Genomic DNA, 18,832 nt, shown 5'->3' with positions numbered 1-18,832 from the left:
TATGACAGTCACAAAAAGACTGGATGTTCTTTTAGTTGAAAAAAATTTTTTTGCAACTCGTTCACGGGCACGTGATGCAATTGCACGAAAAACAGTTAAAGTTGATGGACAAATCGTTTTTAAAGCTGGAAAAATGGTTTCTGATGGCGCAACAATTACAGTTTTTGATCCTGCGCAAAGTTATGTATCTCGGGCAGCATTAAAGCTTATTTATGCACTTGATATGTTTCCAGTGATGACAAATAAAATTACTGCAATTGATGTTGGCGCATCGACAGGTGGTTTTACGCAAGTTCTTTTAGAACGAGGAGCTGCTCATGTGATTGCTCTTGATGTTGGTCACAATCAATTTGATGCTCGTTTATCTGCTAACAGTGCAGTAACCTTATTAGAGGGCCTGAATGTTAGGGATTTGAAACAGGAACATTTAAGTGGTCGTGAGATTGATCTTATTGTATCAGATGTCAGTTTTATTTCTCTTAAACTTGCATTACCATCTGTTTTGTCTTTAACAAAAAAGAGCGCCCAAGCAGTTTTATTGGTAAAACCTCAATTTGAAGTCGGTCGAGCGGGTATTGGTAAGGGAGGGATATTGAAAGATCCATTAATCGCAAAAAGAACCGCTGAAGATCTTTTCGATTGGCTGAATATTCAGATAGGATGGACGGCAAAAGGTTTGCTTCCTGCACCTATCACAGGTGGTGACGGTAATGTAGAATATTTGTTATTCGGAGAAAAAAGTGAGTAATGATGTTATAATTGATCATATTGGCGTGAACGGCCATGGTATTGCCAAAACAGCATATGGTTTAATTTCTGTGCCTTTTACTTTGCCTGGAGAGGTAGTTAATATTGCTCTTCATGGAAAATACGGTATGCCTATTACTCTTAAAAAAAAATCATCAGAGCGTGTTGATGCTGTTTGTCAACATTTTGAGGCATGTGGAGGGTGCATGCTTCAACATTGGCATTTGAATGCTTATCACTTTTGGAAGCAACAATTGGTTGTTGATGCGTTTAAAAGATATGGTCTTGATGCTGTTATTTCTCCATTAATTGAATGTGGAAATCATACCCGTCGACGAGTTACTTTAACAGCATCTGTGACTCAAAAAAGCTATATTATTGGTTTTAACCGCTATCAATCTCATGATATTATAGCTATTAAAGAATGTCCAGTTACTCGTTCAGAGATTTTGTCTAAACTTGATGATATTAGGGCTATATGCGCTCTTTTAAAAAATAATGCTAAGCGATTTCATGTGGCAGTGACAGTTGTTGAAAATGGTTTTGATGTTGCTGTAAGTGGTTGTGTTGTACAAAATGAGTTTGTTCGTCAAAAAATGATACGTGTAGCTCTTTCATGTGGAATTACACGTTTATCTGTTCAAGGTGAAGTCTTAATTGAACAAGAAAAGCCGGTGATTTACTTTGGAGATATTTGTGTTGAATTTCCTATTGGTGGTTTTCTTCAAGCGACTTTTGAAGCGGAAACTATTATGGGTGATATTGTTTTAACTCATTTAAAAAAAGCAAAAAATGCTGCTGATTTATTTGCAGGCGTAGGAACTTTTACTTTACGTATGGCGAAAAAGATGAATGTTCGTGCAATAGAAAACGATGGAAGAGCATTAGCCAATCTGGATCAAGCTGCACGTATTGCTACTGGTTTAAAAACAGTAGTTTGTGAAAAACGTGACTTATTTCGTCGTCCACTTTCTGCAAAGGAGCTCGAATGCTTTGATAGTGTTGTTTTTGATCCACCACGTTCTGGTGCAGAGGAGCAGGTAAATGAGTTAGCCAAGACAACGGTAGCACGTGTGGTAGCTATATCATGCAATCCTGTTACATTAGCTCGTGATTTATCTCTTCTTGTTGCTGGTGGTTATACAATAGAAAAAGTCGTACCAATTGACCAATTTTTATGGTCGCCTCATATTGAAGTCGTTGCAACTTTAAGCAAACGAAAAAAGAAGAAAAGTTGGAAGCTTTAGCTAAACAATAAAAAGACTCTTTTAAATAAGACTAGGAAATTTCCGGGTTAAGTTGATCTAATTCACTCTACGAAACTGCTGTTCCACCAATTGTCATATTATTAATTCGCAAATGAGGTTGTCCGACGCCAACAGGAACGCTTTGTCCTGCTTTTCCGCATATTCCTACACCATTATCAAGTTTGCTATCATTACCAATCATTGTAATGCGTTTCATAGCATCTGGTCCATTACCAATAAGGGTTGCACCTCTGATTGGAGCTATGATTTTGCCATTTTCTACTCGATAAGCTTCGGTACATTCAAATACAAATTTTCCAGAAGTAATATCGACTTGTCCGCCACCAAACGAAACAGCATAAACACCGTTTTTTAATGAGGATAAAATTTCTTCGGGTGTCTTATCTCCACCCAACATTATTGTATTGGTCATTCGCGGTATTGGTACATGTGCATAGGATGCACGACGTCCATTACCAGTTGGTTTCATTCCCATAAGCCGAGCATTTAGTCTATCTTGCATATAATTAACGAGTTTTCCATCTTCAATCAAAATATTACAATTTGATGGTGTTCCTTCATCATCGACTGTAAGTGAACCACGGCACTCGGGGATTGTACCATCATCAACGATGGTAACACCTTGTGCGGCAACCTGTTGGCCTAAAAGTCCAGAAAAAGCAGATATTTTTTTACGGTTGAAATCTCCTTCTAAACCATGTCCAACAGCTTCATGCAGCATAACACCAGGCCATCCATTACCTAATACAACATCAAATGTTCCTGCTGGTGCTTCTTCTGCTTCTAGATTGATTAAGGCTATTCGTAAAGCTTCATCAGCAGCTTTTTTCCAGTTTTCTTCACAAATGAATTGGTTAAACATTTGTCGTCCACCACAGCCATAGGAACCATTTTCGCGTCGATTACCATTAGCAGCGACCACGGATATAGAAAGCCGTACAAGAGGACGAATGTCACGAACAAGATGTCCATCAGCTCGTAAAATTTCGACATGCTGTAGTGAACCGGAAAGAGTAACAGTTACTTGATGTAATTTGTCATTTTTTTCACGTAAATATGCATCAATTTTTTGCAAAAGCGCACTTTTTTTTTCAAATGAGGGAGAGACAAGAGGACTTTTTGATTTATAAAGACTTTTATTTCTCGATTTAGGAGCTGCACTATAAGGTCCTGCATGATTATTATAGGTTGCAGTTTTAGCTGTTTCACTCGCACGTTTGAGTGCGGCAGCAGATAGTTCATTAGAGTGGGCATATCCAGTGGTTTCTCCAGCAACAACACGTAAACCAAATCCTATATCTTGGTGAAATGAACCATTTTTAAGCCGTCCATTATCAAATAGAAGAACTTCACTTTCTGTATATTCAAGATAAAGCTCGCCATCATCAGCTTTATGAAGCGCTTCTTGTACAAGTGATTGTACTTTTGATGCAGAAATATCAAAATGGTCAATCAGCGATTTCATAGTGATTATCCTATTTTGTTAGTACTCAAAATTTATCCATTGCATTTGTAAGGCTAAAAGCGAAAACTATTTGATATGCTATATCAATATCAATCAATAGTAGTGAGTATTTATTATGACAAAGTCGCATAGGCATCTCTAAGACCATTAAGATCGACTAGACCTCCGATTCCTTGTTCAGGAGTTGTAAAAATAATATAGGTCGCTACTTTACCTTCTAAAAAGTGTTTTATGACATCTTCTTTAAGAAGTGCTTCGGCAACACAATTATTACCTAGACAACGACGATATTCCAATTTTCCTACATTTTCATTATCAATTTTAATTCTAATTCCAGATTGCAATTCAACTCGGATCGGAACAAAAACACGCATCAAAACTCCTTGGTTTTGAGGCAATTTGTAAAATGTTACACGAAAGGTAATATCACGACGCTCTTGTGTGCGAACATCTTGTACAATTTCACATTGTACGTTAGGTGTGCCCGGTGGCAAAGAACAAATTTTGGTCCATGCACCATAAGTTTGCGGGGCAGGAACACTCTGTGTATTGGGTGTTTGTGCAATAACGTGATTTGCAAAGACATTGCAAAATGCGTAAATAAGAATGCTAAAAAAGTTTTTTTTGAGAAATTGATAAAGTGTCATAAAAAGCCCTATTCGAATCGTTATCATGTTATTGTGTATAGCTTTTCATGAAAAGTAAAATTTTGATTTTTTTACAAAATAATTACAAAGTTAGGGTTTTTCCGAAGATATGAGGTCGTAATATATAGAACAAAAATAAAAATTTAAAAAAGAATAGTATTTGATGAAAACATAATTTCTTAGTGTTTGCTGTACGATATTTGGTAGAGTGTTTTTGTAGTACAATTCTTGAATACAATTAAAAAGTGTACTCTTATTATAATTATTTCTAATTTACATTAGGCATGTATAAAATTAAATGTATTGTACATTCTTTAAAAAATTGTAACACTAATTGGTTATTCTTATATTTTAGACGATATTTTTTTGGGTGATATAGATAAAAGGTTCTTTGACGGAATGTCTTTTTCAAAAGAATTACTGGTTAAAAATGGTAAACTAGGCTCGACGGCAGCTAATATTTGTAATTATATTACATTAATGAAACCACGAGTTATGTCGCTTGTTATATTTACAGCTCTGGTTGGATTAATGTTATCACCTGTTACTATGAGTCCATTATATGTTTTTTTAGCTATTTTGTGTATAGCTTTAGGTGGTGGTGGTGCGGGAACACTTAATATGTGGTATGAATCTGATATTGATGCAGTGATGAAACGTACCCAAAAGCGCCCTATTCCAACTGGTAAAATCAGTCGTAGGAAAGCATTTATTTTTGGTTTAGCTCTTTCTATCTTTTCAGTTTTGATTATGGGAATTTTCATTAATTGGTTTACGGCGTTTTTTCTTGCTTTTACAATTTTCTTTTATGTTGTTATTTACACAATTTGGTTAAAGCGTATAACATCTCAGAATATTGTGATTGGTGGTGCAGCGGGAGCTTTTCCACCAATGATTGGATGGGCAGCTGCAACAGGTACAGTAAGTCTTGAGAGTTTCCTCTTATTTTTAATCATTTTTATGTGGACTCCACCACATTTTTGGTCTCTTTCTCTATTTTCATCTTTTGATTATGATGTAGCGGGTATTCCTATGATGCCTAATATGCGAGGAGAGCAATCCACGAAAAACCAGATTTTAATTTATACTATTATTATGGCAATATGCGCTATTGGGCCTTGTATTATAGGTTTTTCAGGTATTCTCTATGGTATTTTTTCAACAATTTTAAGCGCTGTTTTTGTTTATCTTTCTTATTGTTTATGGAAAGCTAAAGAACATGATGAGACAACTGTTATGGCTAAAAAAGTATTTTTCTTTTCGTTATTTTATTTATCTGCTATATTCGGAACTCTTTTAGTTGAATCCTTTATTGGGTGATTTATCATTCTGTAGTGTTTTTTAATTTATCAAAAATTATACATTAATAGAATTTATAATTGCATATCATGGATATGGCGTTTTTTCTTAGAGAGATATAAAGTTTTTAAAAATAATAGATTTTATTGATAGGCAGATATTTAGCATTACATCTTCTGAAAGTTCAGAAACGTTAATAACTCTTGTTTTTGTACTTGAAACTGTAAAAAAGGGTGTTTTTAAATCGTTATGAATGGATTTCATATAACACTCTTAGATCGATTATCTGTTTAACCATGAAAAATATCTTCCTGCTGTTGAAAGAGTGCAAAATAAATACTGTGAGGTCATATGATAATGCGTTCCTTTATATACAAGGCCTAAAATCATAGGCAGTTAAATGAGTGAAGCAATATTATACTTTATGAAATATTTGTATCTTATATATTATTTTATAATCTTTCTCATAAAGTGCAATGTTTGTGATACAGGATACATTAGATCATATTATAAAATTTGCTATTTAATTATAAAGTTTTTAGTGAACGCTCTTTCACAGTCCAGTATTTTGCGGCATAGCTTCAACACCTAATACCTCAGGAATAAAATGCCGTAAAAGATTTTCAATACCATGTTTAAGGGTTGCTGTTGAAGAAGGACATCCAGCACAAGCACCTCGCATATTGAGGTAAACAATCCCATTTGCAAAGCCGCAGAAGGTGATATCACCACCATCATTTGCTACAGCTGGACGTACACGTGTTTCAAGCAATTCTTTGATGACAACAACAATATCAGTATCTTTTTCATCAAAAAATTCTTTATCAGGTATATGGACTTCTGTGGTGATAACAGGATCATTGGAAAGAAAATGTTCCATAATTGTACCTAAAATTGCTGGTTTGAGATGTTTCCACTCTCCATCATTCTTAGTTATAGTAATGAAATCATATCCCAAAAAAACGCTTTTTATATTTGGAATATTAAATAATTTTGCAGCAAGGGGAGAATTTTTAGCAGCTTCTTCACGATTATGAAATTCTAGGACGCCTTGAGAAAGAACAATACGGCCTGGTAAAAATTTAAGTGTCGTAGGGTTCGGTGTGCTTTCGGTTTGAATAAACATACATTATTCTTTCATTACTTATGGTTGCAAAAGAGAATTCATATAGAAGTATTGTTTCTAGGCAACAACTTCAATTTCTTCCTCAGGGAGATCGCTTGGGATAATAGTAACGGGGATAGGAAAAGTACTTCCCCGATGCGCAATGGATTGGATAAGCGGTCCTGGTCGTTCTGTATGACAACTTGCAGCTAAAACAATGAGGGCGATATCCTGATCTTCATTAATTAGTTTGAAAATTTCATTAATTTTTTCTCCTTCACGCATAATTGTTTCTGCTTCAAGAGCTTGAGTAGTGCGTACATCATCAGCTATTTTTTCTAGAATTACATAGGCGTGTGCCGTTGATTCCATCCGCATAACTTTGTCGACACCCAGAAAATGCTGAAATCTTGAGTTGTCAATAACAGAGAGCAAAATTAAGGTACCATTCGTATTTTTAGCATGTTGCGCAGCAAAAATGACAGCACGCCGACATTCAGGTGTTTCATCAATGATGACCAAAATTTTTCGTTTATGATCTATTTCTTGACTTTTTCGCTTAGAGAGCATGTCATTTTATTTCTTATTTTTAAGGTTAAAGTTTGACCATTTTATCTTATATATTGTGTACAAAACCGACAATTTCACGAATTTTTTTCATATTTTTTTCTGCTAAAAGACTTGCACGTTGTGCACCATCACGCAGAACAGAATTAATATAGGTTTTTTCTTGATATAGACGGCGTAACTCTTGTGTTATTGGCCCAAGCTTATAAACGATGAGATCAGCTAAAGCTGATTTAAAAAGTGAAAATTGTTTTCCTGAAAACTCTAACAGTGCTTTTTCTTTGCTGATTTCAGCAAAAGCGGCATAGATGCCTAATAAATTATTAACTTCTGGACGTTCTTGTAAATCGCTCAGCTTATCAGGAAGAGGAGTGGAGTCGGTTTTAGCCTTGCGTATTTTTTGTACGATAAGATCAGCATCATCGATTAAATTAATCCGTGAAAAGTCGGAAGGATCTGATTTTGACATTTTTTTTGTGCCATCACGTAAGGACATAATACGCATAGCTGTCTTTTTGATAAGAGCTTCTGGCATTGGAAAAAAAACTTGTTCGTTTTTTTCACCATTTTGCACAGAAACACCAAAATTTAAATTTGCAATACGATCAGCATAAATGCTGTTGAACTTTTGTGCAATATCACGTGTTAATTCAATATGTTGTGTTTGATCTTCTCCCACTGGAACATGTGTTGCACGGTAGATTAAAATATCAGCAGCCATTAAGCTTGGATAGGCAAACAGTCCAAGGGATGTTTGTTCACGGTTTTTACCTGCTTTATCTTTGAATTGAGTCATGCGGTGGAGCCAGCCAATACGTGCAATACAATTAAAAATCCATGCCAGTTCAGCATGTTGAAAAACACGTGATTGGTTGAAAATAATCTGTTTTTTAGGATCAATCCCGGCTGCTAAAAAGGCTGCTGTCATCATACGAGTAGATTCTGCTAAACTAAGTGAATCTGGATTAATGGTCAGAGCATGCATATCGACAACACAATAGAGACACTTATAGGATGTTTGCAGATCTACCCACTGTTTGATGGCTCCAAGATAATTGCCAAGATGCAGATGACCACTCGGTTGTACACCAGAAAAAACAAGAGGTGTAAAAGCGTCCATAGAAAAGGCCTTTCTTATGATATTATGTGCTTAATATATTGTGATAAAGCATATTTCTGAAAATAATAGAAATATTAGAGGTGCTGTTTCACATTTTTACGAAGGAGCGATAAATAATTTGTTCCAAATAAAAGACAAATGATAAAATAAACCGATGTTGAGGTAACAAGTAATCCTGCTAAGGTGCTTGCACGCAAGAAAAATGAAGCCTGTGATGATAAAGGCATAGAGAAAAAGCTAATGGAACAGTACAAAGTGAGAGCCATGAAGAAAGAGGCGATTATGAGAGATGCCATCCGCTTTATTAGTTGTGCATCATATTTCCAGTAGCCTCGTTTAAGAAGGGTGCTACACAGTAATAAGATGTTAACCCAGCCGGCAGTAATTTCAGCGATGACAATACCCCGTGCCGACAAAAACGAGAATAATGTTAGGGCTAAGCTGATATTGATAAAAACACAAACGCCTGCAAAAACCATGGGTGTTTTTGTATCTTCGCGAGCAAAAAAATTAGGAATAAAAACTTTTATGAGTACGAAAGCTGGAAGACCAATTCCATAAAGCTGGAGCAATTGAGCAACACTGTTTGTTGAGTCACTGCTAAATTGACCTCGTTCAAAGAGAAGACTGATAATGGGATTAGATATAAGCAGAAAAGCAACTGATGCGGGTAAAGTTAAAAATAAAGAGAACTCAATTGCACGATTTTGCAATTCATCAGAGTCTGTATTTTTTTTGTTGCGTAGCGCTTTTGTTAATTCAGGAAGAAGAACTGTTGCAACAGCAATACCAACCACTCCAAGGGGCAATTGGTAGAGACGATCAGCATAAACAAGAGAAGAGACGGCACCTGATTGGCTAGAAGCGATATTGGTATTAATCAATAAATTAATTTGTGTAATTCCCCCTGTGATAGCAGCAGGGAAGGCTAAAATTAACAGTTGGCGGACATTGGGGCTAAAATGAGGTAGGCGGAAGGAAAGTTTCATTCCGCTTTTACGTAAGGCTATTGTCATAAGAGCCAATTGAAGAAGTCCTGCTGCTGTTACCCCCCAGGAAAGATTTAGTCCAATATGCCAAGTGTCAAGTTGATAGATCCAAGCATAGGCGAGCACGCATATCAAGATAATATTTAGAAAGACAGGGGCAATAGCTGCAACAAAATAGTGTTGGAGTGCATTCAGCATTCCTCCCATCATCGCTGCTAAGGACATGCATGCTAAATAGGGGAACATAATAGTAGTAAAACGGATTGTAGCGTTAAATTTTGTAGCATCTTCTGCAAAGCCTGGTGCAATCAGTGTGCGGACCAAAAAAGGCATACTCAGTTCCATAGCAATAGTGAGAAGTAAGAGTAGTGAAAACAAAACACCAAAAACTTCTTCTGCGAATTTGCATGCATTTTCTGATCCATTTTCTGAGATTTTTTTAGCAAAAAGAGGAACAAAAGCTGTTTGAAAGGCTCCTTCAGCAAAAAAACGACGGAAGGTATTAGGAAAGCGAAAAGCAGCGTTAAACGCATCAGATACAGGACCTGTTCCAAGAGCCGCTGCCATGAGCATTTCACGAATGAAGCCAAAAAAACGGCTTGTGAGAGTTCCAGAAGCGACTGTTATAAATTTTTTAATCAGGTTCATGAGGATATATTGGGTTTGTAATAAAAAAGCTATTCTCGATAATAAAATATGATAAGTATATTGTAGAGTATCTTATGATGATATTTGTTTTTCTGTCAATAAGAGTGCATTTGGTCATTGGAGCTATTTCTATACCTTTTTTCTCACGGATAGAAAGCAGTTAGTTATTTTTTTTATAAAGAGAGTTGTATGGTTTGATAGGAGAAAATTTATGTAAATGCTTTTTTATTAATTTAGTACTTTTTTATGAAGAGACTACCTCTTATAAGCTCTTTCTTTTAAAAAAAGAGTAGAAAAGAGAAAGTAAAATCTGTATAAGGGCCCCTCTTTTATATTTTATTTTGTAAATCTTATTTTAAAAGCCTTATAATTCTTTTTACAACTTGTAAATAAAGAGTCATTGTTTGAACAACTCTAAAATTTTCTTACAATTTATGTGCTTTCTTACGACAAGCTCCACTTTTTATAGACAACTTTAATAGTTTTTTCTCATCATCTATAGAGTGGCCGAATTCTATAATTTTTTTATACATACTCTCAATAATAGAGAAATTATTCACTTTATTAAACAGTATTATTTTTTATTATAAGATAAATTTATATCGTGAAATAATTTATTTTACTATATTTAAGAGTTAGCTTATTTTTTGACTTGTTTTTATATTCATAATAATTTCTGATCGTTTTGCACGAAAGGCATAAACAAAATCCAAAAAATGAATAGAAATAGTTTAAAGAATAAAGAGGCATTGTGTAGAGTTTTGTAGAAGAGAGTTTGAAAATTCTTTTCTTTAGTCTTATGATATTGTCTTTAATTTTGTAAAATATAGATAGATCAATATATTAAAATAAAATAATTGGCATATGTCGATATGATACATAAACATAAGAGATAGCTTAAGAAATAGTGAACACATCAACGGGTGTATTTATGAAAGAACTCACACATATCGATCCTCTCATAAGGCAATATGATGCTGTTTTTTGTGATGTTTGGGGCGTTGTGCACAATGGTGTGCAGGTTTTTGAATCGGCAGTGCAAACATTGCAAAAAATTCGACAAATGGGAAAAAGTATTGTTTTGTTGACAAATTCTCCTCGACCAAAAGAAGATGTGGTTGCCCAATTACGAATGATGCAAGTCGATACAGAGTGTTATGATGAAATCGTCACTTCAGGTGATGTAACACGTGATCTTATTCGCTCTGCTCCACGTAAAGTTTTGTTCATTGGTCCACAACGTGATTTAGTTTTATTAGAAGGATTATCTTGCGAATTGGTTGAAGAATGGGAAGCTTCTGCGATTGTTTGTAGTGGTTTTCTTGAAGATTTAGAGGCGGTACCAGATGCTTATGAAGAGATGTTTTGTCGTTTACGAGAAAGGAATTTGCCTTTTATTTGTGCTAACCCTGATATTATCGTTCATTGTGGAAATCAAGAAATTTGGTGCGCTGGTGCTTTGGCACGCTTGTATCAACAATTAGGAGGTGAGGTGCGTATTGCTGGAAAGCCTTACGCTCCAATTTATGAATGTGCCTTTAAAAAATTACAGAAAATCCGTGGAATAGTAGATAAAAATCGGGTTTTAGCTATTGGTGATGGTCTTTTGACCGATATTAAAGGAGCGATACATTTCTCTCTTGATTCCCTTTATATTATGGGAGGCATTCACCATCATGACTATGAGCACAATGGTATTGTAAATAAAGAAGCTTTGCATGCTTTTTTTGATCGTTATGGTTATCAGCCACATGCAATGATGTGGATGCTTCAGTAATGTTCGATTTTTTGCGTCTTCAGGAATATAATCTTCTTCCTTTAGCGTGGCGTGGTGCGGTGCTCGCGATTGGAAATTTTGATGGTGTTCATCTTGGTCATCAAGCGGTTTTACAAAAAGCTCTTGATTTATCACGTGAAAAAAAGAGGCCGGCCCTTGTTTTAACGTTTGAACCACATCCAAAAAGTTTTTTTCAGGGTTCAACTTCTGTCGATCGTTTAACACAAGCTGCTGAAAAAGCTGAAATTTTTAAAATTATTGGTTTCCATGGGGTAATAGAGCAGCCTTTTGATGCACAATTTTCTGCTCTTTCAGCCGATGAATTCATTACTGTAATTTTAAAAGAAACGCTTGATGTTTCTGTTGTGGTAACGGGGGAAAATTTTCGTTTTGGCTGTCAAAAAAGTGGAAATGTGAGTTTTCTTTGTCAAAGAGGTGAAGAATATGGTTTTAAAGTGGTGCAAATTCCTTGCCTATGTAATGCACAAAGACGAACGATTTCTTCAAGTTTTATTAGGAAGCTCTTATTAAAAGGACAAGTATCACAAGTAGCTCATTTGCTAGGCTATCACTATCGGGTGAGCTCAAATGTTATACAAGGTGAAAAACTGGGGCGGAGGTTGGGCTTTCCTACAGCTAATCAGTTTGTTCCTCCTCAGACGAGTTTAGCTCATGGTGTTTATGCGGTAAAATTTCGTCGTGCTAATGGTGTTTTATATGATGGTATTTCAAGTTTTGGATGTCGGCCAACTGTTGTTAGTAATGGAGTACCAGTGCTAGAAACTTATTTATTTGATTTTGATGGTGATCTTTATGGTGAAAATTGTACGGTTTCTTTTTTGCAGTTTTTACGGGGACAAGAAAAATTTTATGAGTTAGAATCTCTGATAGCACAAATGCAGCACGATGAAAAAGAAGCGCAAGCAGTTTTGAGGACAAAACAACCACTTTCATTGCTAGATGAAGCATTGACTTTCAAAAATATATCTTAAAAATGATCTAAAAAGGAAAAGAGAGCAGAAAAAATAACGCTTAAACTCACTATGAGCACAAGACTATATTCCAAAATATCATGGACAATGTGAAGTTTCCGTTTATAGGTGGGTGAAACAAATATTTTAAGATCTGAGTTAATCATTATGTATTTCTTTCCTGTTTGTATAAGATATATTGTACAATTTTTAGTGCTTATTTCTTTCTAGTTAATAAAAAAGTTAAAACATGTCTAATAATCGCAATGCATCGTGCACATTCGTATTCTTTAGTGGTAATCAGTTTAAAGAGGAAAAGCGACGATTTTCAAAATAACTAATGGCTTTAATGTTTCTTTTTTCTATATTATAGGGCGATAGGAATACAATAGTCTTTATTTTGTGGCGATGAGTTGCTATTTAAAAACAGAATTAAGTTAATAAAAACTTTTTATATAGACTTAATTGCAGACTACCCTTTAAAAGATGATTTTCGTTTGTATCTTAATATTTTCAACCCTAATCTACACATTGATACAAAGTAATTTCCAATTTTCTGTCAGCTTTTTCCAATACACTAGATATTTATCTTTTTATTAGTACCATTGAAAAATGGAGTATAAAAACAAGAAAAATATCCCAAAAATCTATAGCTATTAGCTGTTTGTTATTTATTGCGCACCCACAATTAAGGCAATTACAATAGCAATATTAATACCAACAATTAGCGTTGAATAAAGCATAGTAGTTTTAATAATATCAATCACCGAATTCTCCTTTTCGAATTGTATTATTTATGATACACATAATGTTACATGATGTAATATATGCTGATATGAGATACTCAGCAAGCTTAAAATAATCCTTTATTTATTATAGTTTGATATGTTTATATTTAGCTGTTGTTTTGATATAGAGAGATTGCATGGTACAGCACCATTTTCACACAAGCTTTATCATTTACTTTGTACAATGAGATAATGAACTAGAGAGCAAAGGTAACTCTAAGGAAAATAAACTAGATATGCTTTGAAAATAAGCTAAAGAAAGCTTTGCACAAAGGGTATTCAGTGTGATTGTATAAGGAGAAAAGTGTGCAGCAGCATGGTTCAATGGTCAATATTGCTCACCAGGATAAGTTTTCTGGTCGAGATGTTGCGTTTGCAGCAGGAATTATCATTATTCTTACAGTTCTCTTTTTACCAGTTCCTGCTTTTATTTTGGATTTAGGACTTTCTTTTTCTATTGCATTTTCTGTTTTGATTTTGATGGTTTCGTTATGGATCCAACGGCCCCTTGATTTTTCAGCTTTTCCAACAGTTTTGTTGATTGCAACTTTATTGCGTTTATCGCTTAATATTGCAACCACCCGTGTAATTTTGACCCATGGTGATGAAGGATATAAAGCTGCAGGGCATGTGATTCAAGGTTTTTCACAATTTGTTATGGGTGGGGATTTTGTTATTGGTCTTGTTGTTTTTGCTATTTTAATTATTGTCAATTTTTTGGTGATAACTAAAGGTGCGACGCGTATTGCTGAAGTGGGCGCGCGTTTTACACTGGATGCTATTCCAGGAAAGCAAATGGCCATTGATGCTGATCTTTCATCGGGCCTTATTGATGAAAAAGAGGCACAGCATCGCCGTCAGGAGCTTGAGGAAGAAAGTTCATTTTTCGGGGCAATGGATGGGGCATCAAAGTTTGTGCGTGGTGATGCTATTGCCGGTCTTATTATTACGGCTGTTAATATTTTTGGTGGTATTGTTATTGGTGTAACGCGGCATGGAATGTCATTGTCTGGTGCAGCGGATGTTTTTACTAAGCTTTCTGTAGGAGATGGTCTTGTTACGCAGATACCTGCATTGATTGTTTCATTGGCAGCTGGTCTTTTGGTTTCAAAAGGGGGAACACGCGGCTCTGCTGAAAAGGCTGTTTTGGGGCAACTTGGAGGATATCCTAAGGCTCTTTTTGTATCATCATTACTGTTATTAATGCTGGGATTGATGCCGGGTTTACCCTCTTTTCCTTTTTTACTTTTGTCTGCTCTGATGGCTTCAATTGGTTATTCTATTCCCCGTCGTTTAAAAAGGGAAGCTCTTGCGAAAGAAGCTTTGCGTGAAAAAGAAAATCAGATGGCTCACCAGGAAGAGAGTCAATCAGTAAAAGCATCTCTTGAAATAGTACAGATTGAAATCGCTATGGGTAAGCAATTATCTCAACGTTTATTGCCGCAAAAAGTTGAATTAGCTAATCGTGTTGCAAAAATGCGCCGTAAATTTGCACAGGAGTATGGTTTTGTTATTCCTGAAATTCAAATATCCGATGATTATACAGTCCCGGGAAAAAGCTATTGGATCAAATTATATGGTACGGTTATTGCTTCTTACGAAATGCGTATTGGTGATGTTCTTATTATGCCAGGTAATAAGCCTATTCCAAATATTCCAGGTGAATACGTATCTGAGCCGGCTTTTGGGATGCGTGCTTTTTCGACCTCAGAGACATTTCGTTCTGAACTAATCCGTGAAGGCTATATGGCAGTCGATAATCTTTCTGTATTATTAACGCACTTAAGTGAGGTTTTACGCAATAATTTAGCACAATTATTTTCTTATAAAGATATGCGCATTCTTCTTGAGCGTTTAGGGAGCGAATATCGTAAATTATTAGAAGAGATTTGCCCTGCACATCTTTCCTATTCGGGTTTACAATCGATTTTAAAACTTTTATTATCAGAACGTGTTTCTATCCGTAATCTTAATCTTATTCTCGAAGCAGTGGCTGAAATAGCACCTCATGTGCGGCGTTGTGAACTGATTGCTGAGCATGTACGGTTGCGTATGTCACAACAAATTTGTGGTGATTTATCTGAAAATGGCATTTTGAATGTTTTGCGGATGGGAAGCCATTGGGATCTCGTTTTTCATAAGGCGTTAAAGCGTGATACAAAGGGTGACATTATTGAATTTGATATTAACCCAGTTGAACTTGAAAAGTTTGGGACGGATGCGACGGTACTTATTCGACAACATATGGAAAAAGCAACGCGTTTTGCACTGATCACATCTCCTGAAGCGCGGCCTTATATCCGCATGATTATCGAACGTCTTTTTCCAACTTTGCCTGTGCTTTCTCATGCAGAAATTGCTCGTGGAATTGAAGTTAAAACATTGGGAACTATTTCTTAAAAGGTGAGGGGTTTATGTCATTAACATCTGTTCTTCCCCTAACATCTTTTTCAATTGAGCAATTGGTAACAATTGCTTTGTTAGTTTTTTCGCGGGTTGGAGCTTGTTTAATGTTGATGCCGGGAATGTCTAGTGTACGCATTCCTATGAGTTTGCGTTTATTTATTGGCATTTCTTTTTCACTTGCTATTCTTCCTTTGGTTACAGACTCTTTTAAGACTCTAGGTGATAAACCCGATCTTGCATTGCTTGTCCGTGCTTTGTTTGCTGAGATGTTAATTGGGGCTACTTTTGGGGTAATTGCTCATGCTTATTTATGGGCTTTGCAATTTATGGCCTCAATTATTGGGATGTCAATAGGATTTTCTGGCCAACCTGGTCATAGTATCACTGAGTCAACGCCAGAATCACATGTTGCAAATGTATTAGTTTTTGCGACTATCATACTTTTTTTTGCAAGCGATTTGCATATTATCACCATTCAGGGGCTCTTAGCATCTTATGATATCATCCCTCTAGCTTTTATTCCAAATCCAGAAGCTGCTTTGACAGATTATCATGAGGCTTTATCGCGTGCGTTTTTAACTACATTGTCGATAGCAGCGCCTTTTATTATTTATGCAATTTTGATTAATATTACGATAGGATTGCTAAATAAATTAACACCTACCATTCCAGTTTATTTTATTTCATTACCTTTTGTTATGTGTGGAGGCTTGTTTTTACTTTATATTTTGATGCCAGAACTTTTACACTTGTTTAATTCTGAATTACATGATTGGCTTAAGAAATGATCTTAACGGCGCAGAAAAGAAAACGTTATGGAAGACTTTTAAAAGTACAAAGTCTTATTGAAACACATCGTAAAGCTGAATTGGAATATATGAAGGGCCAGCTTTTTTCTTGTCAGGAAGAGACGCGTGCGCTTTTCTCTTTGATGGAAAAAGATTCGGCTTTCAATTTTTGGAATGCTTCTTTTTTAGCAAAACGTTTGCATCATATTGCTAAGTTTGAAAAGAAACTTCAAGGACAAATTGCACAACAAAAACAAGTTGTGTGTGAAGCTTCTAGCCGTTCGAAAAGATTAGAAGATAAGTATAAAGAAATGCAATCAATAGAAAAACACAAACAATTTAGTGATATGCTAGAAGAGTATATTGCAAATAAAATGTGTTAGACGTCAGCTTGACATAAGTTTGGACGTTTATATCTATTACCTTAATTATGAGGATTTTTTCTTTCTATAAAGAGCTATTGAAAGAAAGAAGAAATCTTATAAGCTAGAAATTTGATTGCAAAGAAAAGCGAGAGTTAGGTAAAAAGGGGAAATTTATGGCTATTCAGCCTCCGTCTGATATTGTGCTTGATGTTGCCCGTGCAGCAGATCCACTTGAATATCGGGCTTCTGTCGAAAAATTGTATTCTTTACAAAAAATTGCTCGTGCACAGACAACTGAACAAGAGGGGAGTAGTTTTGCTGATTTAGCACACGCTCATTCGGCTTTAGCAGTACCAGATGATTTAATTTCTGATGGGATTGTACAACAGGCTCATATCAGGCCACAATCTGTAAAAAGTAAAGAAGCTGCAGTTTTTAGAGATTTTGAAGCTTTTGTATTACAAACTTTTGTTGAAAGTATGTTTGCAACCGATATACAATCGATTTTTGGAAAAGGGCAAGCAGGACAAATTTGGAAGTCAATGATGGCTGAACAATTAGCTAAAGAATTTGCAGTATCTGGTGGAATTGGCATTGCACAGATGTTAGTTTCTGATCAAATGAGAAAAGAAACGGGCACATCATTGTCTGCAGTAGAAACAGATCAGCTATTGGATGCCAAAGTGTATTAGCGGATGCAGTTATTTACAAAAATGAACTAGATTTGACGCGTTATGATCAAATGAAAACGAACTGAATATCTTATTAAGATGAGAATTGAATAAATATTTTAGAGGGGAATGGAAATGTCTGTAGTACAATACGATGATGAAAATGTTGCATTGAAAACAAAAATTCTTAACAATAATCTCATTGGTCGTGATTGGGCCATGACTAAATTTAATGCTGCCATTAAGGGGTTATCAGAAGTTGTTGACTATGAAAGCAATATGCTAGAAAATCACGGTTCTCCAGATTATGAAGAAATTAATTTGCGTAAAACACGTGGTTTGCGTGATCTTAATAAATCAATGAACGATGTAAAACGTTATATGGACCAGGATATTGAAATTGAGGTACAGCGCTTGTTAACGGATTTACAAGAAAAATTAAACCGTAATAGTGAACTTCTGCGTATTCACCTGGAGGCAGTAAAAGATTTGTCTCAAATTATGCAGGTTGCTGTTCGCGCTGAAGAAACAGATGGAACTTACGATCCAGTTTTGGTTAATGCTGGGCATTCTAGATGATTAGAATGATTGCAATGGGCTTGTGGATTTGTTTAGTGGCTTTGGGCGCTTTAGTCTTTAGCCTTAAAGTGAATGCAGTTGATCCTAATCAGTCGGAAGAAACCACTCCCATTGCTATAGAGATTGGTTCTAATAATACGGAAATCATGAGTGTTCCGATTTTTGTTGATGGTAATGTACAGGGGTATATCATTGTACAGCTTGCCTATATAGTAGATAAAACAGTTGAAAAAGAGATATCTATTTCTGTAGGGACCTTGATTAATGATACTATTTTTCAATATTTTTGGGGTAGCTATTCTGATGTGCGTGAAATCGAAAAAGTAAAATTTGAGATGATCAAAGAACGGATTATTGATGATGTTAATCAACGTTTTTCAAAAGCTGTCCTGAAAGATTTGCTTGTCAAACAGTTTAACTATCTTTCAGTTGATAAAATACGTAGCATGAAAAATACCCGATAAAGATGTTTGTCAGTTTTTTAAAGGCAATAAAATATAAAAAACAAATTTCCAAATCTGTTAATTAATTTTTATCAGTTTGTGTATCACTCTTAACGCTCTGCGTAAGCGTTAAAATTTGATATTTCTAAACTAAAATTTATAGGCTTCATAAAAGCAGGTCTACGTCTC

Annotated in this window: 17 protein-coding genes; 11 read left to right on the top strand and 6 right to left on the bottom strand. The window is 35.4% G+C overall.

The genetic code is table 11. From position 1 onward, the window contains the following. The first annotated feature begins 1 nt into the window (after position 1). Positions 2-748 (top strand): TlyA family RNA methyltransferase, encoded by a 747-nt coding sequence (locus ACJTDF_RS04615; protein WP_407965161.1) that lies wholly within the window; start codon positions 2-4, stop codon positions 746-748. Further along, a complete protein-coding gene (locus ACJTDF_RS04610) occupies positions 741-1,994 on the top strand; it encodes a class I SAM-dependent RNA methyltransferase (RefSeq protein ID WP_407965160.1) in 1,254 nt (417 codons plus the stop codon). The genes ACJTDF_RS04615 and ACJTDF_RS04610 overlap by 8 nt, the downstream gene beginning before the upstream one ends. Before the next feature lie 67 nt (positions 1,995-2,061). Here ACJTDF_RS04610 and tldD read toward each other — a convergent pair whose 3' ends face one another. Then, on the bottom strand, positions 2,062-3,480 hold the full coding sequence (gene tldD, locus ACJTDF_RS04605) for a metalloprotease TldD (protein ID WP_407965159.1): 1,419 nt from the start codon (positions 3,478-3,480) through the stop codon (positions 2,062-2,064). A 113-nt stretch (positions 3,481-3,593) separates the two neighbouring features. Further along, positions 3,594-4,127: an invasion associated locus B family protein gene (locus ACJTDF_RS04600; protein WP_407966225.1), complete on the bottom strand. Its 534-nt coding sequence runs from the start codon at positions 4,125-4,127 to the stop codon at positions 3,594-3,596. A 399-nt stretch (positions 4,128-4,526) separates the two neighbouring features. Here ACJTDF_RS04600 and cyoE point away from each other — a divergent pair, with 399 nt between their 5' ends. Beyond that, positions 4,527-5,447 carry a heme o synthase gene (cyoE, locus tag ACJTDF_RS04595; RefSeq protein WP_407965158.1) on the top strand — a complete coding sequence of 307 codons (921 nt, stop codon included), beginning with the start codon at positions 4,527-4,529 and terminating at the stop codon, positions 5,445-5,447. 532 nt (positions 5,448-5,979) lie between these two features. Here cyoE and ACJTDF_RS04590 read toward each other — a convergent pair. The 4 genes from ACJTDF_RS04590 to murJ form a co-directional block, all read right to left on the bottom strand. Next, positions 5,980-6,552 carry a NifU family protein gene (locus tag ACJTDF_RS04590; RefSeq protein WP_407965157.1) on the bottom strand — a complete coding sequence of 191 codons (573 nt, stop codon included), beginning with the start codon at positions 6,550-6,552 and terminating at the stop codon, positions 5,980-5,982. Between the two features lie 57 nt (positions 6,553-6,609). Next, complete coding sequence (locus ACJTDF_RS04585; RefSeq protein WP_407965156.1) at positions 6,610-7,101, bottom strand: universal stress protein; 492 nt, start codon at positions 7,099-7,101, stop codon at positions 6,610-6,612. 46 nt (positions 7,102-7,147) lie between these two features. Beyond that, positions 7,148-8,218, bottom strand: a complete 1,071-nt coding sequence (trpS, locus tag ACJTDF_RS04580) for a tryptophan--tRNA ligase (protein WP_407965155.1) — start codon at positions 8,216-8,218, stop codon at positions 7,148-7,150. A gap of 74 nt (positions 8,219-8,292) precedes the next feature. Continuing rightward, the gene (gene murJ, locus ACJTDF_RS04575) at positions 8,293-9,855 is read right to left on the bottom strand and encodes a murein biosynthesis integral membrane protein MurJ (protein WP_407965154.1); all 1,563 of its coding nucleotides are present in this window, start codon (positions 9,853-9,855) and stop codon (positions 8,293-8,295) included. Positions 9,856-10,786: 931 nt separating this feature from the next. On the opposite strand from murJ, the gene ACJTDF_RS04570 reads away from it, so the two are divergent. From ACJTDF_RS04570 to ACJTDF_RS04535, 8 genes are all read left to right on the top strand, one after another. Beyond that, positions 10,787-11,632 (top strand): TIGR01459 family HAD-type hydrolase, encoded by an 846-nt coding sequence (locus ACJTDF_RS04570; protein WP_407965153.1) that lies wholly within the window; start codon positions 10,787-10,789, stop codon positions 11,630-11,632. Continuing rightward, positions 11,632-12,624, top strand: a complete 993-nt coding sequence (locus ACJTDF_RS04565) for a bifunctional riboflavin kinase/FAD synthetase (RefSeq protein WP_407965152.1) — start codon at positions 11,632-11,634, stop codon at positions 12,622-12,624. Before ACJTDF_RS04570 ends, ACJTDF_RS04565 begins: the two co-directional genes overlap by 1 nt. 1,091 nt (positions 12,625-13,715) lie before the next feature. After that, a complete protein-coding gene (gene flhA / locus ACJTDF_RS04560; protein WP_407966224.1) occupies positions 13,716-15,791 on the top strand; it encodes a flagellar biosynthesis protein FlhA in 2,076 nt (691 codons plus the stop codon). A gap of 14 nt (positions 15,792-15,805) precedes the next feature. Then, a complete protein-coding gene (locus ACJTDF_RS04555) occupies positions 15,806-16,585 on the top strand; it encodes a flagellar biosynthetic protein FliR (protein WP_407965151.1) in 780 nt (259 codons plus the stop codon). Then, on the top strand, positions 16,582-16,968 hold the full coding sequence (locus ACJTDF_RS04550; RefSeq protein ID WP_407965150.1) for a hypothetical protein: 387 nt from the start codon (positions 16,582-16,584) through the stop codon (positions 16,966-16,968). Before ACJTDF_RS04555 ends, ACJTDF_RS04550 begins: the two co-directional genes overlap by 4 nt. Positions 16,969-17,123: 155 nt before the next feature. Further along, positions 17,124-17,642 carry a rod-binding protein gene (locus ACJTDF_RS04545; protein WP_407965149.1) on the top strand — a complete coding sequence of 173 codons (519 nt, stop codon included), beginning with the start codon at positions 17,124-17,126 and terminating at the stop codon, positions 17,640-17,642. A 114-nt stretch (positions 17,643-17,756) separates the two neighbouring features. Then, on the top strand, positions 17,757-18,200 hold the full coding sequence (locus ACJTDF_RS04540) for a flagellar protein FlgN (protein ID WP_407965148.1): 444 nt from the start codon (positions 17,757-17,759) through the stop codon (positions 18,198-18,200). Next, positions 18,197-18,664 (top strand): hypothetical protein, encoded by a 468-nt coding sequence (locus ACJTDF_RS04535; RefSeq protein ID WP_407965147.1) that lies wholly within the window; start codon positions 18,197-18,199, stop codon positions 18,662-18,664. Before ACJTDF_RS04540 ends, ACJTDF_RS04535 begins: the two co-directional genes overlap by 4 nt. Positions 18,665-18,832: the final 168 nt, after the last annotated feature.

Source organism: Bartonella bennetti (genome assembly GCF_045945445.1).
GTDB lineage: Bacteria > Pseudomonadota > Alphaproteobacteria > Rhizobiales > Rhizobiaceae > Bartonella.
This window is presented reverse-complemented; position numbering and strand designations above follow the sequence as displayed.

Excerpts from the sequence above, each read along its gene's own strand:
- ACJTDF_RS04545 (WP_407965149.1), top strand. The coding sequence starts at position 17,124 with ATGGCTATTCAGCCTCCGTCTGATATTGTGCTTGATGTTGCCCGTGCA.
- cyoE (WP_407965158.1), top strand. The coding sequence starts at position 4,527 with ATGTCTTTTTCAAAAGAATTACTGGTTAAAAATGGTAAACTAGGCTCG.
- murJ (WP_407965154.1), bottom strand. The coding sequence starts at position 9,855 with ATGAACCTGATTAAAAAATTTATAACAGTCGCTTCTGGAACTCTCACA.
- ACJTDF_RS04535 (WP_407965147.1), top strand. The coding sequence starts at position 18,197 with ATGATTAGAATGATTGCAATGGGCTTGTGGATTTGTTTAGTGGCTTTG.
- ACJTDF_RS04555 (WP_407965151.1), top strand. The coding sequence starts at position 15,806 with ATGTCATTAACATCTGTTCTTCCCCTAACATCTTTTTCAATTGAGCAA.
- trpS (WP_407965155.1), bottom strand. The coding sequence starts at position 8,218 with ATGGACGCTTTTACACCTCTTGTTTTTTCTGGTGTACAACCGAGTGGT.
- tldD (WP_407965159.1), bottom strand. The coding sequence starts at position 3,480 with ATGAAATCGCTGATTGACCATTTTGATATTTCTGCATCAAAAGTACAA.
- ACJTDF_RS04550 (WP_407965150.1), top strand. The coding sequence starts at position 16,582 with ATGATCTTAACGGCGCAGAAAAGAAAACGTTATGGAAGACTTTTAAAA.
- ACJTDF_RS04540 (WP_407965148.1), top strand. The coding sequence starts at position 17,757 with ATGTCTGTAGTACAATACGATGATGAAAATGTTGCATTGAAAACAAAA.
- ACJTDF_RS04615 (WP_407965161.1), top strand. The coding sequence starts at position 2 with ATGACAGTCACAAAAAGACTGGATGTTCTTTTAGTTGAAAAAAATTTT.
- ACJTDF_RS04570 (WP_407965153.1), top strand. The coding sequence starts at position 10,787 with ATGAAAGAACTCACACATATCGATCCTCTCATAAGGCAATATGATGCT.
- ACJTDF_RS04590 (WP_407965157.1), bottom strand. The coding sequence starts at position 6,552 with ATGTTTATTCAAACCGAAAGCACACCGAACCCTACGACACTTAAATTT.
- flhA (WP_407966224.1), top strand. The coding sequence starts at position 13,716 with ATGGTCAATATTGCTCACCAGGATAAGTTTTCTGGTCGAGATGTTGCG.
- ACJTDF_RS04600 (WP_407966225.1), bottom strand. The coding sequence starts at position 4,127 with ATGACACTTTATCAATTTCTCAAAAAAAACTTTTTTAGCATTCTTATT.
- ACJTDF_RS04565 (WP_407965152.1), top strand. The coding sequence starts at position 11,632 with ATGTTCGATTTTTTGCGTCTTCAGGAATATAATCTTCTTCCTTTAGCG.
- ACJTDF_RS04585 (WP_407965156.1), bottom strand. The coding sequence starts at position 7,101 with ATGCTCTCTAAGCGAAAAAGTCAAGAAATAGATCATAAACGAAAAATT.